This is a genomic window from Krasilnikovia sp. MM14-A1004 (assembly GCF_047159485.1).
Lineage (GTDB): Bacteria > Actinomycetota > Actinomycetes > Mycobacteriales > Micromonosporaceae > Actinoplanes.
The window spans coordinates 7,026,091-7,041,766 of the sequence record NZ_AP038773.1 but is presented as its reverse complement, the minus strand read 5'-3'; the positions used below and the strand labels follow the sequence as shown (position 1 = coordinate 7,041,766).

The following is a 15,676-nucleotide window of genomic DNA, read 5'->3' as shown; positions in this document are numbered from 1 at the left end:
CAGATGAAGATCATCCTTACTCACGAGGTGTCCGGTCTCGGCACCCCGGGCGACATCGTCGAGGTCAAGAACGGCTACGGCCGCAACTACCTGCTCCCGCAGGGCTTCGCGATCGCCTGGACCAAGGGCGCCGAGAAGCAGGTGGCGGTCATCCGCCGGGCTCGCGAGACCCGCGAGATCCGTGACCTGGGCCAGGCCACCGAGGTCAAGGGCCAGCTCGAGGGCCTCAAGGTCACGCTGACGGCGCGCTCCGGCAACGGTGGCCGCCTGTTCGGCTCGATCACCCCGGCCGAGATCGTCGACGCGGTCAAGGCCGCCGGCGGTCCGTCCCTGGACCGGCGCCGCCTCGAGCTGCCCGGCCACATCAAGACCACGGGCTCCTACAAGGTGCAGGTCAAGCTGCACCCCGAGGTGACCGCCACGTTCCCGGTGAACGTGGTCGGCGCCAAGTAACAAGGCACGCAGCGAAAGGCGCACCGGTGCATCCGGTGCGCCTTTCCGCGTTTCCGGCTACCGCGATGGTCGGCGTAAAGGCGCGCTCGTCGCGACAGCCGCGTTCCCGGCGTCGTGCGCGGGAGTAGCGGCGGCGTCAGCTCAGGGAATTGCCGGTGATCGCGGAGGTCAGCACCGTGGCGATACCGCCGCCCACCACCGCCGCGGCCAGGCCGACGCTGGCGGCTTTCCACGTGCCGCTGGCCCGGCGCAGGCCGACGGCCACGGCGATGCTCAGCACCAGCGACAACGCGAACTGCGGAGCGGCCTTGGCCAGCGTGCCGAGGGCGTGCGCCTGCTGGGCGCCGTTGAGCACCAGCATGGCGAGGACGAACAACACGACAGGGACGCCGTACCAGATGACGGTGTAGCCCACCGCGGCCAGCGGGCCGCCGGTGTCCTCGTCGAGTTCGTCCTCATCGGGCTCCAGCAGGTTCGTCTGCCGACGCTCCGACACGGCCGCCAGGCCGCCGACGGCACGGCGCTCGTACGAGCCGGTCGCCGCACTCTCGTACCCGGTCGCGGGACGTGGCGGCCACTGGGTGTCCGGCGGATCCTGCCAACGGCCACCCGACCGGGCGCCCACCAGCATCGGCTCGCGCACCTCGGCGCGCGCGGCCGTTCCCGCCTCGCCACCCGCCGGCCGGGCTGCGGCAGGGCGCGCCACCGGCACCGACGCCTTGCCGGCCGTGGGACCGGGCGGCGACGAGGAGCGGAACTGGGTGAAGTCGCCGTCGCGCCGCGACCCGCCGTCGGTCAGGCCACCCTGCGCCGCCAGCTCGCGCCGCCAGTCGCCGGTGTTCCCCTCGCGGTAGCTCGCGGTGCCCGGACCCGGCTGGTCCCGGCTGCCGGTGGTGCCCGGGTTCAGCGCACGGATCTCGGTGGCGGCCTCGCCGGGCGTGGGCCGCTGCTCCGCGCGCAGCTCCGCCTGCAGTTCCTGCCGCCACGCCTGGGTCGGTGCGTCCTCCAGGCGGGTCATTCGCCAGTTGTCGCGCTCCGGCCGTGGCTCGGAATCGCGGCGCCAGGCCTCGGGGTCCAGCGGCGCATCGCCGTCCCGCGGTGGGTCGGTGTCGCCGTTGTCGGCCGCCCGCCAGTCGTCATCGTCGTCGTCATCGCCGGCCCGGCGCCGCCCGCCGCGGCGCGGCTCGTCGCGCCAGTTGCCCGCGGCGCCGTCCTCGCGGCGGGGTACGTCGCGCCATTCGCCGGTACGCGCCTCGCGGCCAGGCTCGTCGCGCCACTCCCCGGCGCGGCCGGTACGCGCTGACTCGTCGCGCCATTCGCCCGCGCGAGTGCCCCGGCGAGTCTCGTCGCGCCAGCCGGGACGAGCGTCCGGCTCCGGCTCGGAACCGCGCCCACCGGCCAGTCCGTCGGCCTCGTATCCACGTCGGCGGGTCGGTAGATCGGCCGCGGACCCGAGTTGGCCGTTCGGAAGTCCGGCCTGGTATCCGCCCGGAATCTCGGGCTCGTATCCGCGTGGACCGCCGCGCTGACCGCGGTCCGCGTCGTACCCGCGGCGACGGGTCGGCAGCTCGGTCGCGTCCGGAGCGGCCCGCCGGCCGTCGCCGCGCGGATCCTGCCAGGGCAGCGGGATGACGCTGGTTTCGGCGGCGCTCTCCGCCCACGGATCGGATGCCGGTCCGGGGTCGCGGCGCGGACGTTCCTGGCGCGGCTCCCTGTCGCGCCGTTCCCCGGGGTCCTCGTCGTCCTCGAATCGGCTCCACTGGCCGGTGTCGGGGTCGCGGCGCCAGTCGTCGTCCTCGAAGTTGCGGTCCGGCGTAGCCAGGTCGGCACGCCAGCTCGCCGACTCCGGCTCGGGTGCGGCCCGCCGGCTACGCGGCTGCGGCTGTTCCGGCTCGGGGCGACGCATGCGCGAGCTGGACTGCTCCGGATCCGTGCCCCACTGGTCCGGAGGTGTGCCCCAGCCGCGTGAGCCGGGCTGTTCCGGGTCGGCGCGCCAACCGCGCGACGTCGACTGGCTCGGATCGGTGAACGCGGGCATCGTGCCGGTATCGGCGTGCCCGGCCCAGTTGTCCGACTCCGAACGGGTCGACCAGCCCGTGCCACCCTCCGGAGTGCGGCGGCGGTTCGGCTGGTCGGCCAGGCCGGCGGCGCCCGCGACGGATTCCCGCCGCCAGCGTTCCCGGTCGTCGTCGCGTACCAGGTGGCGACCGGAATCGTAGGGTGCGGGAGCGGACCAGGAGCCCGGCGACGCCGTCGGTTCCGCGGGCGCGGACCAGCCGGGAGCGGTCGCGGGATCCTGCCAGCTCGGCGTCGGCTCGGCGCGCTGCCAGCTCGCTGTACTCTCCGGGTCGCGCGCGGAAGCGCCGTAACGCGGTTCCTCGCGCGCGGGCGGGTCCTCGCGCGGCTGTTGCCACGACGGACCGGGCTCGACGAGCTGCTGCCAGGCCGGTGTGCTCGGCGTCGGCGGGCTGGTGCCCTGCTGCCACGGTGGTGTGCTCGCGGCGCTCTGCTCCCACGGCGGGACGGCCGGGCCGGCCTGTTCCCAGGGCGCGGTGCCGGCGCCCGTGGTGCCCTGTTCCCAGCGCGGGGGCGTGGCCGGCTGCTGCCACGGCGCGGTCGCTCCGGGCTGCCAGGGCGGCGAGGGTGTCGTGAACTGCTGCCAGGCCGGGCGGGCGTCGCCGCCCTGCTGCCATGGCGGATTCGGCGCGGCTCCGGCTGACGCGCCGTTGTCGGCCGCAGGCGGCCGGGAGTCCTGGCCGGCGGCCGGGTCGTCCGGGGACTGCCACGCCGTACTGGAAATCGCCCGCTGTCCGGTGGCCGGGGGTGCGACCTGCGGCGGAAGGTTCTCCGCACCCGCACTGCCGGTCTGCCACGCCTCGGTGGTGGAACGCCAGCCGTGGGTGCCCGAGCTGGAACGCCACTCCGTCGTCTGCCGCCAGCGCGCGGTCTCGGTGGTGGCCTGCCACTCGGCCGTCTCTGTACGCCAGCCGACGCCGTCCGCGGGATAGCCGGAACGGGTCGTCGGTACCACCTCGGACCAGCGGCTCACCGACTGCCACTGCCCGTTCTGGTCGGTCGTGGTCGCGGGCAGGTTCGCCTGCTGCGCCCACTGGTCGGCGCGGCGCGACCAGGCGACGGCCTCGGGGATCGGCTCCATGCTGCCGGTGTCGGTGACAGACCCCCATTTCGGGGACGTATCATCTGATTCGGGATTATCTGGACCGGTGGTGGGAGCCGACGACTCCGCCGCGCGCCTGTCTCGCGGCAGGCGGGCGCCGTAGTCCCACTCCCGTTGGTCCACGACAAAAGGGTGACGTCCGCGCGGCCGAACCGCAACGCCCTGACGCGACGGCTTGGTCACGCAAGGCAGTCATTTCCCTTCCGGCATCTCACCAAGGAGCCTCGCGCCCCAGCTCATGGCCGGTTCCATGGCCCGGCCGGACCGGCTCGGCGAGCCGGGCAGGTCCCACCCACCTTTTTCCTCTCCACACCATGGGGACGGCGAAATCGCACGTCAGAGACCTGCCGGGACCGCATCCCCAACCGTTGTACACAGGCTGTGCACAGGCCCGCGCACAGGGAGGGTCGGCCTGTCCACAAGTTGTCCCGAGGGCCGTCCACCGCGCGGCTTGGGCCGACGGCACGTGGGTCCGTATGGTTACCGCGCCGTGCCCGGCCGCCCGTGGAGAATTCCCCGGAACAGCCGGGCCGGGCAGCCGGAAATTGTCAGACCCTGGGTGTTCGATCACGACGGCGCAAACGGCGAGCTGGGGGAGGTCCGTGGTGTCGGTCACCGACGATGCGCGGCCGGACTCCCGCCCGTCCCCACCCGGCGGTCGCTCCTCGGCCGGCGCGGACGCCGGCCCTCCGGGCGGCGGCGGTCCGCCCCGCGACACCGCGCCGAGCGGCGGCTTCGACAAGTCACCGCCCCAGGACATCGCGGCCGAGCAGAGCGTGCTCGGCGGCATGCTGCTGTCCAAGGACGCGATCGCCGACGTCGTCGAGATTCTCAAGGCCCACGACTTCTACCGGCCCGTGCATGCCACGGTCTTCGACACCATTCTTGATCTGTACGGTCGGGGCGAGCCCGCCGACGGCATCACCGTCGCCGCCGCCCTGGCCGACTCGGGCGACCTGCAGCGCGTCGGCGGGGTGCCGTATCTGCACACGCTGATCGAGAGCGTGCCGACGGCCGCCAACGCGTCCTACTACGCCCGGATCGTCTCCGAGCGGGCCGTGCTGCGCCGCCTCGTCGAGGCGGGCACGAAGATCGTCCAGCTCGGGTACGGCACCGGTGGCATGGGCGGGCGCGACGTCGACGACATCGTCGACCTGGCCCAGCAGGCGGTGTACGACGTCACCGAGCGCCGGGTCAGCGAGGACTTCGCGATCCTCGCCGACATGCTCCAGCCGACCCTGGACGAGATCGAGGCGGTCGGCGCCACCAACGGGATGATGACCGGGGTGCCCACCGGGTTCTCCGACCTGGATCGGCTGCTCAACGGCCTGCATCCCGGTCAGTTGATCATCGTCGCGGGCCGCCCTGGTTTGGGCAAGTCAACGGCTTCGATGGATTTCGCCCGTAACGCCGCGATCCGGGCCAACTGCGCCAGCGCCATCTTCTCGCTGGAAATGAGCAAGATCGAGATCGTGATGCGGCTGCTGTCCGCCGAGGCGCGGGTGCCCCTGCACGTCTTGCGCTCCGGCCAGCTCTCCGACGACGACTGGACGAAGCTGGCCCGCCGCATGGGTGAGATCAGCGAAGCCCCGATCTTCGTCGACGACACCCCGAGCATGAATCTGATGGAGATCCGGGCCAAGGCCCGGCGGCTCAAGCAGCGCCATGACCTCAAGCTCATCGTCGTCGACTATCTGCAGCTCATGACCTCCCCGAAGCGCACAGAGAGCCGCCAGCAGGAGGTCGCGGACCTCTCGCGGGGCCTCAAGCTGCTGGCCAAGGAGGTCGAATGCCCGGTGATCGCGGTGAGCCAGCTGAACCGTGGCCCGGAGCAACGTACCGACAAGCGGCCTCAATTGTCCGATCTGCGGGAAAGTGGATCAATTGAGCAGGACGCCGACGTTGTCATTCTTCTGCACCGCGACGACTACTACGACAAGGAGTCGCCGCGCGCCGGGGAGGCCGACTTTATCGTCGCGAAGCACAGAAATGGTCCCACCGATACCGTGACCGTTGCCGCGCAGCTCCACCTCTCCCGCTTCGTCGATATGGCGATCGTCTGACGGCACTCCATCGTGGAGCGCCGCGCCGCTTCCACCAGCCGCGGGAAACGTGCCCTGCCGACTGCCGGGGTCACCTGTCGGACAAGCGACCCCGGTGATGTTCCGGCCGATCAGCGGGGCACGGGTCAGCGGACGATCAGTCGAACAGTTCGTTCAGGAAGCTCTTGCGCCGCCGGTAGTGGCCGTGGTGCCGGTAATGCCCGTGGTGGCGGTAGTGGCCGTGATGCCCGTAGACGGGAGCCGCAGGCGGATACCCGTGCGCGGCCGGAGCACCGTAGGGAGCCGGCGGGGGCGGCGGGGCGTAGCCGCCACCGTGGTGACCGGGCGCGGGCGGCGGAGCGTAACCGCCGTGGGCGGGCGGGGGCGGCGGCGGGGCGTACGCACCGGGCTGCGGCGCGTGCTGCGACGGGCCTGGCTGCTGGGGCCGGGAGGACGCCTGACGGCTGTTCCAGTTGGCCTCGGCCTCGAACAGCTTCTCCAGCTCGCCGCGGTCGAGGAAGATGCCGCGGCATTCGGTGCACTGGTCGATCGTGACGCCGCTGCGCTCGTACTGCCGCATCTCACCGTGACACTTCGGACAGGTCATCTGCATCTCACACACGGTACAAGGCCGCGTCATCGCGGAGTGCCGTTGTGGCTGTGTACTTCCTGAGTGCCGGTGCCCAGGCCAGCAGCGCCAGCGGGTACAGCAGGTACCCGAACCGGGTGGTCGGCATGAGCAGGATCGCGGCCAGGAGGCCGTACCCGCAGAAAAGGGCCGCGGTCGCGGCCGTGCGCGGCGGACGGCGCAACAGCAGCACGGCGATCGTGAGCCCGGCCGCGCCGAGCAGCGCCGCCGCGACGAAGCGGCCGCCGGGCAGGACGCTGGTGATTAGCTGGCCGGGGAAGGGGGACTGCGCGGGGCTGTGCACGAGGCCGTGCCCGAGCGGGAAGCGCAGCACGTTCTCGGTCAGCGCGTCCGCGTCGACCAGCAGCGCGGGCAGCAACGCCAGCAGCGGCAGGCCGACCGCGCCGGGCAGCAGGTGGCGGCCGCGCCGGGCGGCCAGGGCGAACACCACGAGTACGGCCGCTACGGGCAGCGCGAACAGCTTGGCCGAGGCGGCCACCCCGACCGCGAGGCCCGCCGCGCCGAACCGGCCGGTCGCGCAGCAGGCCAGGGCCAGCAGGCACAGCGCGAGTACGGGCAGGTCGTCGCCGCCGGTGGCCAGGGTGAGGGCGCAGATCGGCAGGACGGTCGCGAACTGGGTCGCGCGTACCCGTGCGGCCGGGTCCGCCTGCCGCAGCAGGGCGACCGCGGTGATCAGGGCAGCCGCGGTGACCGCCGCGAACCACACCCGGGCGTCGGTCCACCAGGCGTCACCCAGCGCGGCCCGCGGCAGCCCGAACACGGCCATGCCCGGCTGGTACGGCGCGTATCCGAGCAGCCGCTCCCCCTCCGGCAGCGCCGCGATGGCGTCCCGCCCCAGGTACGGTGTCCCGCTCTCCAGGAGCCGCCGCCCCATCTGCTCGACGACCAGCACCTCCTCCTGCGCCCGGTCGGTACGCCCGCCCGCGCGCTGCACCGCTTCGACGATCAGCGGCAGCAGCGCCGCCCCGGCCCAGACGAGCCAGGTCAGCGGGGCGCGTCCGGTCCAGGCGGTCCCGGTCCCGGCGGTGGGCAGCGGGCCGGCAGCGGGTCGGTCGACTCCGGCAGCGCTCACGTGCCGGCGGCCGCCGGTACGCCGGACCAGGAGCTGGCCGGTCACGACTGCGGCGGCGACCAGATACGCCCACACCGCGATCGCGCCCCAGCCCCGGTGCGGGAGCAGGGTGGAGGTCAGCGCGGTGACCAGGGCGAACACGGCGGACACCGCGTACAGGGTGAGGTCGCCGGCGAGGCCGCCGGCAGCCCGGTCGACGCGCGTCAGCAGTCGGCCGGCGGCGGAGATCACGCGGGCAAGTGTGGCAGAGACGATCTGCCGTGTGCCCTGCGGCGGGGCAGGCGTACCACGGCACCGGTCTCGTGCAGCGCTTCGGCCAGCACCCCGGGGCGGCCGCCGGAGCCGCGCCGCAGCGCCGCCAGCAGTCGCCCGGCACCCATGGGCCGGGCGAACAGGTGGCCCTGCCCGGCGACGCAGCCCAGCCGGAACAGGGCGTGCCGCTGCGGTTCGCTCTCGACGCCCTCGGCGACGACGGTGAGCTGGAGGCTGCGGGCCAGGTCCACGGTGGACCGGATGACCGCGGCTGCCTCGGGTGAGGTCTCCACGGCCAGTACGAACTCGCGGTCGATCTTCAGCTCGTGCACCGCGATGCGGGACAGCACCGCCAGGGACGAGACCCCGCTGCCGAAGTCGTCGAGGGCCAGCCGTACGCCCGCGTCGCGCAATTCGCTCAGCGCGCGTTCGACGACTTCGAGCTGGCTGAGGGTGAGGGTTTCGGCGAGTTCGAGGACGAGCCGGTCGGCGGGCACGGCGCGGTTGTGCAGCCGGGCCAGGACGGCCGCCGGGAACTGCGGGTCGAGCAGGCTGCGGGGGGACACGTTGACCGCCACGGGCAGGTCGAAGCCCGCTTCCCGCCAGGCGCCGAACGCGGCGAGCGACTGATCGAGTACGGCGTCCGCGAACGCCGCGAGCTGCCCGGAGCGTTCGACGGTCTCCAGGAAGTCCAGCGGGGTGAGGTTGCCGTGCTGCGGATGGTGCCACCGGGCCAGTGCCTCCGCGGAGATCACTTCGCCGGTGCCCAGGTCCACGATCGGCTGGAAGTCGACCACGAACTGCTGCTCCTCGACGGCACGGCGCAGTTCGCCGCCGAGCATCAGCCGGCCGAGGTCCGCGGTGTCGCGGGCGTGCGCGTACGTGGCGGTGCGCCGACCCGAGCGTTTGGCCTGGTACATCGCCACGTCGGCGCGGCGCATCAGCTCCTCGACCCCGCCGGTGCCGGGGGCCAGGGCGATGCCCCCGGCCGCTTCGACGGTGAGCTGCATGCCGTCGACCTCGATCGTGCGGTCGAGCTCGGCCAGCATCGACTCGGCCCGGTGTGCGGCCATGGCGGGGGCGGGCAGCCCGGTGAGCAGGATCGCGAACTCGTCGCCGCCGAGGCGGGCCACGAGGTCACCGGGGTGGGCGGCGTCCTGCAGGCGGTGGCCGACCTCGCGCAGGACGGCGTCACCGGCCGCGTGCCCGAGCGTGTCGTTGACCTCTTTGAAGTGGTTCAGGTCGATGAGCAGCAGGGCGAGGAGGCCGTCGCCGGCGCCGTCCGCGATGCTCGCGGTCGCGCGTTCGTACAGTTTGCGGCGGTTGGGGAGGCCGGTGAGCGGGTCGTGGGTGGCGGCGTGGGCGTTCTCGGCGGAGATCCGGGCGAGTTCGGCGTACGCCTGCGCGTTGCGGATGGCGGTGCACAGGGCCGAGGCGAAGGTGCGCAGCTTGTACTGCTCGAATTCGGTGAACTTGACCCGGTCGCGGAAGCGCAGCCGCAGTTCGCCCGCCCGGTAGCTGCCGTCGGTGGTCTTCAGTTCGGCCGTGATCAGGTTTCCGTCCAGTGCGGACCTGTTCGGTGCGGGGCCGTCGAAGGTGACGCCGCGTTCCACGCCGCGCACGACCCGGCCGCCGTTGCCGTCCGCGAAGTCGATCTCCACGTCGTCGGCGGAGAAGATCTGTGCGGCCCGCGTGGAGGCCAGGTGCAGCACCTCGGTGAGGTCGGGGACGTTGAGGGCGTCGATGGTGCGGGACAGCCGCTGCCAGGACTCGCGCTCGACGCGGGTGCGCACCCGCCGCGAGTGCCACAGGTGCACGCAGGTGATCACCAGCGGAACGAGCAGCAGGAGGAGCGGATCGCCGCGGTAGGCCAGGACCGCCACCACCCACAGGACCGCGGCGAGCTGGAAGACGTGCCCGACGAGTTTGACGTCGAGGTTCGCCCGGGCGACCCGGATGATCGAGGCCCGCTGCACGATCGCCATCAGCGGGAGGAACACCAGGTCGTCGACGACCACCATGGCGCAGAAGGCGAGGGTGATCGCCAGCGGGTTGAAGTGGGGGCGGCCGCCGTCGTGCGCCACGCCGAAGGCCAGCAGGACGAGGCCGGCGGCGGTGACGGTCAGTACCTCCTTGGCCGCGGCGAAGACGATCTTTCGCGGCGGCAGCCGGAGCAGCATCTTGTCGATGAGGGCGCCCGCCACGGCCGCGAGGGCGACCCATGGCAGGGACGCGAGGGCCAGACCGATGAGGACCGGCACCTCGGCCCACGCGACGCCCTCGGAATTGGAGCGAACGCGGACGTGCACCCGCAGCCGGTGGGCGAGCACGGTGGCGGCGCAGATCGCGACCAGGAAAACGGCGCAGGTCCAATCGGGAAGCTGCCGCATCGGCACGGTCGCGTCGACCACCGAGGCGAACATCGCCAACACGACGACGAGACCGACGAACAGCCGTAGCTGTCGATCGGTCACGTCGTCGTCAAGACTCTTCGCGGATCGCATCCGACTCCCTGATAACCGAGCACATCGGATACCGGGCACTGTGGGCACTCATGGCTAGACCTCAGCGTATCTGTGCGTGCGTGCCGCCGCACGGTCGGTCAGCCCCATTCGTTGCTGCCACGCATGGCCGTCTCCCTTACCGTCCGTCAGGGGCTTCGCGGGCCCCTGAACCCCCTACGTACCGGTTCGTGTCGCGACTGGAGGAACGTTATGCGGGAACGCGCGGTTTTGGTAGTGATTCGTGCCGTTATGCGCAGAACACGAGAATCGTGAGAGACGGCCCTCACGGCTCGCATTCGGCCGCGAACCGACCGCAATCCCGGAACCAGGCAAATCGGAGTAATCCGATTACCGGACATACCGTTTGTCAACCCCGAAAGTTTTGACAATTGCGATCTGGCGGGCTCTGATTATCAACGAACGCACGGCCGCTGAGCAGCGGGAAATCTCCGAAATTTGTCGTGGAGAAATTGTGCTGTGCCGGGGGCGATCGCGCTAACCCCCGGTCGGGCGCCGTTCTATAAGCTCCCGGTATGCCCGACGAATCCCTGCTTACCCACGTCGACCACACCGGTGCGGCGCGCATGGTGGATGTCTCCGCCAAGGCCGTCACGGCCCGGCGCGCCGTGGCCGCCGGCCGGATCGACACCACCGCCGAGGTGGTCGCCCTGCTCCGCGGCGACGGCCTGCCCAAAGGGGACGCCCTGGCCGTGGCCCGCCTCGCCGGGATCATGGGAGCCAAGCGCACCCCCGAACTCATCCCGCTGTGTCACCCGATCGGGTTGCACGGGGTGACGGTCGACCTGCAGGTGACCGACGCCGGCGTCGAGATCGTCGCGACCACGAAGACCGCCGAGCGCACCGGCGTGGAGATGGAGGCGCTGACCGCAGTCGCCACCGCCGGGCTCGCCCTGATCGACATGGTCAAGGCCGTGGACCCGGCCGCGAGCCTGTCGGCCGTCCGGGTCCTGCGCAAGGAGGGCGGCAAGACCGGCGAATGGGTACGCCCCGGGGACCGCCCGTGACCTCCCCCGGCATCCGCGCCCGGGTGGTGGTCGCCTCCAACCGTGCCGCGGCCGGCGTGTACGCCGACACCAGCGGCCCGCTCCTGGTCGCCGGGCTGCGCGACCTCGGCTGCGACGTCGAGCCGGTCCCCGTGGTGGTGCCCGACGGCGAGCCCGTCACCGAGGCGCTGCGCGCCGCCGTCACCGACGGCGTGGACGTCGTGCTGACCAGTGGCGGCACCGGGGTCACCCCCACCGACCGGACCCCCGAGGCGACCCGGAAGCTGCTCGACTTCGAGATCCCTGGCATCGCGGAGGCGCTGCGCGCGTACGGGCGGGACAAGGTCCCCGCGGCGGCCCTGTCCCGCGGGCTGGCCGGGGTGGCCGGGCACACCCTGATCGTCAACCTGCCCGGTTCCACCGGCGGGGCGCGCGACGGGCTCGCCGTACTCGGCCCGCTGCTGGTGCACACCGTGCAGCAGCTGCGCGGCGGCGACCACGACCGCGCGTGAACGACCCGCGCGGATAGGCTGATCCAGTGAGCGCTGAAGGCACCCCGGTCGACTGGGACAAGGCGCGCGGCAGCGCGTACGAGGCGGGTCGCGCGGCGGCCGGGCCGGGTGAGCGGGTGCCGCTGGCCGAGGCCGACGGGCGTACCCTCGCCGAGCCGCTGTGCGCGCTCACCGACCTGCCCGCGTTCCCCACCTCCAGCATCGACGGATGGGCGCTGCGCGGCCCCGCACCCTGGCGCCCTGTCGGCCGGGTGCTCGCCGGGCACACTCCGGCCCCGCTGACCGAGGACGGCACCTGCGTCGAGATCGCCACCGGCGCGATGGTCCCGTCCGGCGCGGCCGCCCTGCTGCGCGTCGAGGAGTCCGCCCGCGACGCCGACGGCCTGGTCACCGGCACCCCACGCAGCGCGCCCGAGTGGCGGCTGCCCGGCGAGGAGGCGACCCGCGACGAGCAACTGCTCAGCGCCGGGACGGTGGTGGACCCGGCCGTGGTGGGGCTCGCCGCCACCTGCGGCCACGAGACCCTGACGGTGCGCCGGGCGCCGCGCGCGGCCGTACTGATCTTCGGTGATGAGCTGCTCACCGGCGGCGTGCCCGGCGCGGGCCGGGTGCGCGACTCGCTCGGTCCGCAAGTGCCCGGCTGGCTGCGCCGCTACGGCGCCGACGTCGGCCCGGCCGACGTGACCGGCCCGGTCCGCGACACCCTCGACGCGCACGTCGACGCGCTGCGCCACGCCCTCGCCCATGCCGACCTCGTCTGCACCACCGGCGGCACGATGCACGGGCCGGTCGACCACCTGCATCCGGCCCTGGCCGCACTCGGCGCCGAGTACGTGGTGAACACGGTCGCCGTCCGCCCCGGCTTCCCGATGCTGCTGGCCCGCGTGACCGACCCGGACGGGCGGGCCCGGTTCGTCGCCGGGCTCCCCGGCAATCCGCAGTCCGCGGTGATCGCCCTGGTGTCGCTTGCAGCCCCGCTGCTGGCCGGGCTGCACGGCCGGGAGCTTCCCGAGCTGCCGCACGTCACCGCCGGTGCCGCCGTCCCCGGCCGGGGCAGCTTCACGCATCTGGCGCTGGCCGCCCTCGACCCGCACCGGGGCACGGCCACCCCGGTCGGCCACGTCGGCTCCGCGATGCTGCGCGGCCTGGCCCGGGCACACGGTTTCGTGGTGGTCCGGCCGGGCACCCGGGCCGCCGCCGGCGACCGCGTGCCGTTCCTGCCCCTGCCGCTCTACCCGGGGGAACGGCCATGACCGACTGCACCGAGCGCAGCGAGGGCCGGGAGGGCATGGCTGAGGAGGCGCTGCCATGACCGACTGCACCGAGCGCAGCGAGGGCCGGGAGGGCATGGCTGAGGGGGTGCTGCCATGACCGACTGCACCGAGCGCAGCGAGGGCCGGGAGGGCATGGCTGAGGAGGCGCTGCCATGACCGTCGAGCAGCCGTCGGTTGTTCGTGTCGCGGTCAGCGACACCGACCTGGACCTGGCCGCGCACGAGCGCGCCGTCGCCGACCCGCGGGCCGGGGCGGTTGTCTCATTCCAGGGGGTGGTCCGCGACCACGACCACGGCCGTGGGGTCACCCTGCTGGAGTACGAGGGCCACCCCAGCGCCGAGGCGGTGCTGCGCGAGGTGGCCGCCGAGGTGGCCGCCGACCCGGCCGTGTACGCGGTGGCCGTGTCCCACCGCATCGGCACCCTGCGCATCGGCGACGTCGCCCTCGTGGCCGCGGTCAGCACGGCGCACCGCGCGGCCGGGTTCGCGGCCTGCGCGCGCCTGGTCGATGAGGTGAAGGCCCGCCTGCCGATCTGGAAACGGCAGGTCTTCACCGACGGCACCGACGAGTGGGTGAACTGCCCCTAGCCCGGCAGCACGGTCGTCGCCGGCCGTCGCCGTGCCTCGGACGGTCGCACCCGCCACCGGTTGACCGGACACGCGGGGGCCGCTCCCGCCCGCGCCGGAAGTCCGTTGATCAGCAGGATCAACGCCAGCGCGTACGCGTTGCCGCCGAGCGTGCCGACCACCCCGCCCGCATGCATCAGCGTCCACATCGGAGTGGTGACGAACAGCAGGTACGTGAGCACGGCCGCGACCGCGTACCCGCCGCCCGCGAATCCGGGTGGGCGTGCCGGCCAGGGCCGCCGGGCGCCGACCCGTTGCCGGAAGGCCGCGTCCACCAGGATCAGCACCGCCGGAACCACCCAGATCAGCTCGTACGTGCCGGTGACCGGGCCGACGATCGCGCTGGTGAGGCCCACGAGGGTGAACGCCGCGACCTCGTCACCGTCGGCGTGCGCGGACCGGGCCCGCAGCAGGCCCACGACCATCAGCAGGAACCCGAACGACAGCCACAGCAGCACCGGCGTGGTGGCCGAGTCGTACAGCCGGGCCAGCACACCGGCCAGTGACTGGTTGCCGGGCGAGGCCATCCCGCCCCGCCGGTCGAGGCGGCCCAGCACCTCGTCGAGCCACGCGGCGCTCTGTTGTGGAGCGGCCAGCAGAGCGCCCACCCCGAGGGTCAGCGCCGTGGCCACCGCGGTGCAGGCGGCCCGCCACTGGCGGGTGCCGACGAGATACACGATGAACAGCACCGGGCTCAGGTTCAGTGCGGTCGCGACGCCGATGCCCGCGCCGGCCCAGGTACCCCCCTCCCACCAGCGCCGCCGGGCCGCGGTCCCGCCCGCCCTGGCCGGCGGAGAACTGGACCGGCCTGCCCCGCGCGATGAGGGCGGACGCGGGCGGCCGGGCCACCACGCGGCGCGGCTGCGCGCCCGGGCGTTGCTGCGCAACGCGACCACGTCGGCCACGATCAGGCCGAAGACCAGCACGTCCAGGTGGCCGAGGCCCAGCGCCGACCGGACCGGTTCCAGCAGCAGGGCCAGGGCCACCGCCGCCAGTACGGCGCGCCAGCGCGGCCGCCCGTACCGGCGGGCGACCGGACCGGCCAGGGCGTACAGCGTCAGGGCGAGGGTGCCGATCCCGGCGAGCGCCAGGAGCCGGCCGGCGACCGCGGTGGGCAGCCACGCGGCGGGCAGCAGCAGGATCGCGGCGGGCGGGGGGATCGCGGTGCCCAGGTTGCTGTCGGGCGCGCGGTACTCGTACAGGCCGTCGCCGGCCAGCCAGCTGCGCACGGCGGCGCGGTCCAGCGCGAGGCCGCTCAGGCCGTACCGATGGGTGAGGGCGGCGACCGCGATGCCGACGCCGGCGCATACCAGCCCGGCCACGGCGAGCCGCGCTGTTCTCCGATGCGTGCGCGCCGTTCGGCGCGCACGCTCCACAATCGCCGGCATGGCGCGACCCCCCGTCGCTCTCGCTATCCGGTCCGCTCGGACCTCGAGAGGCGGCGCGGATCAGGTCCGGCACGGCACGCGGCGCGAGCTGGGCGGCCCGGTGCACCCGGATGGCCCCCGATGGCTTAACGCCGGGGGCGGCGGGGAGGTTGTTCAGTGCGGCAGTCGCCGTGCGACGGTGGCCGATGCCGCCGCGATCTTCGCCTCCCGTTTCGCGGTCCGCACCGCGCGGCGCACGGAGCGCTGCACCGTACGTTGTGAGCGGTCGACCGCATGCGACGTGCGGTACCGCAGGCCCGGCTGGCCCTGGGTGTCCGCGGCGGCCAGCAGCAGCCCGCCGAGCAGGCCGAGATTCTTGAGGAAATGCACCCGCTGCTGGCCACGCTCCGGCTCGGACATCGTCCAGAAGGGATGCCCGGCCAGGGTGGTGGGGATCAGGCCCGCGGCCAGCACCACCGCGGCCGGGCGGGTGAGCCGGCCGCTGACCAGCAGCAGTCCCGCGACCACGTCACTGGCCGCCTTGATGCGGACCAGGCTCTGCGCGTCGCTGGGCAGCCGGGGGTCCACCCGCTCGATCAGCGGGCTGACGTGGTCGGTGACCTTCTTGGCCATGTCGACCCGGGAGCCGGGGTCGAGGGCGATGCGGATCCCACTGGTGATGAAGATGGCGCCGAGCATGGCGCGGGCTGCGCTGCGTACGGGCTTCATACCGCTGGTTATAC

General features: G+C 73.3%; 12 protein-coding genes. 6 read left to right on the top strand and 6 right to left on the bottom strand.

Features of this window, described 5'->3' with window-relative positions; genetic code table 11:
• The first annotated feature begins 3 nt into the window (after positions 1-3).
• Positions 4-453 (top strand): 50S ribosomal protein L9, encoded by a 450-nt coding sequence (gene rplI, locus ACMCNN_RS30830; RefSeq protein WP_412743965.1) that lies wholly within the window; start codon positions 4-6, stop codon positions 451-453.
• Between the two features lie 136 nt (positions 454-589).
• Here the strand turns inward: rplI and ACMCNN_RS30825 are convergent, their stop codons facing one another.
• Positions 590-3,610, bottom strand: a complete 3,021-nt coding sequence (locus ACMCNN_RS30825) for a hypothetical protein (RefSeq protein WP_412743964.1) — start codon at positions 3,608-3,610, stop codon at positions 590-592.
• 626 nt (positions 3,611-4,236) lie between these two features.
• Between ACMCNN_RS30825 and dnaB the strand changes: the two genes are divergently transcribed.
• Entirely contained in the window at positions 4,237-5,694 is a 1,458-nt protein-coding gene (gene dnaB / locus ACMCNN_RS30820; protein WP_412743963.1) for a replicative DNA helicase, read from the top strand.
• A 136-nt stretch (positions 5,695-5,830) separates the two neighbouring features.
• On the opposite strand, the gene ACMCNN_RS30815 is transcribed toward dnaB, so the two are convergent.
• The 3 genes from ACMCNN_RS30815 to ACMCNN_RS30805 are packed head-to-tail and all read right to left on the bottom strand — an operon-like array spanning position 5,831 to position 10,150.
• Positions 5,831-6,286, bottom strand: a complete 456-nt coding sequence (locus tag ACMCNN_RS30815) for a zf-TFIIB domain-containing protein (RefSeq protein WP_412743962.1) — start codon at positions 6,284-6,286, stop codon at positions 5,831-5,833.
• A gap of 1 nt (position 6,287) precedes the next feature.
• On the bottom strand, positions 6,288-7,625 hold the full coding sequence (locus tag ACMCNN_RS30810) for a glycosyltransferase 87 family protein (RefSeq protein WP_412743961.1): 1,338 nt from the start codon (positions 7,623-7,625) through the stop codon (positions 6,288-6,290).
• A complete protein-coding gene (locus ACMCNN_RS30805) occupies positions 7,622-10,150 on the bottom strand; it encodes a putative bifunctional diguanylate cyclase/phosphodiesterase (protein ID WP_412743960.1) in 2,529 nt (842 codons plus the stop codon). The genes ACMCNN_RS30810 and ACMCNN_RS30805 overlap by 4 nt, the downstream gene beginning before the upstream one ends.
• A gap of 533 nt (positions 10,151-10,683) precedes the next feature.
• Here ACMCNN_RS30805 and moaC point away from each other — a divergent pair.
• From moaC to ACMCNN_RS30785, 4 genes are all read left to right on the top strand, one after another.
• Positions 10,684-11,175, top strand: a complete 492-nt coding sequence (moaC, locus tag ACMCNN_RS30800; RefSeq protein ID WP_412743959.1) for a cyclic pyranopterin monophosphate synthase MoaC — start codon at positions 10,684-10,686, stop codon at positions 11,173-11,175.
• The gene (locus tag ACMCNN_RS30795) at positions 11,148-11,666 is read left to right on the top strand and encodes a molybdenum cofactor biosynthesis protein B (RefSeq protein ID WP_412743958.1); all 519 of its coding nucleotides are present in this window, start codon (positions 11,148-11,150) and stop codon (positions 11,664-11,666) included. Before moaC ends, ACMCNN_RS30795 begins: the two co-directional genes overlap by 28 nt.
• A gap of 26 nt (positions 11,667-11,692) precedes the next feature.
• A complete protein-coding gene (locus tag ACMCNN_RS30790) occupies positions 11,693-12,919 on the top strand; it encodes a molybdopterin molybdotransferase MoeA (RefSeq protein ID WP_412743957.1) in 1,227 nt (408 codons plus the stop codon).
• 173 nt (positions 12,920-13,092) lie between these two features.
• Entirely contained in the window at positions 13,093-13,527 is a 435-nt protein-coding gene (locus tag ACMCNN_RS30785) for a molybdenum cofactor biosynthesis protein MoaE (RefSeq protein WP_412743956.1), read from the top strand.
• On the opposite strand, the gene ACMCNN_RS30780 is transcribed toward ACMCNN_RS30785, so the two are convergent.
• Positions 13,524-14,888 (bottom strand): glycosyltransferase 87 family protein, encoded by a 1,365-nt coding sequence (locus ACMCNN_RS30780; protein WP_412743955.1) that lies wholly within the window; start codon positions 14,886-14,888, stop codon positions 13,524-13,526. The genes ACMCNN_RS30785 and ACMCNN_RS30780 overlap by 4 nt on opposite strands.
• Before the next feature lie 219 nt (positions 14,889-15,107).
• Entirely contained in the window at positions 15,108-15,662 is a 555-nt protein-coding gene (locus tag ACMCNN_RS30775; protein ID WP_412743954.1) for a DoxX family protein, read from the bottom strand.
• Positions 15,663-15,676: the final 14 nt, after the last annotated feature.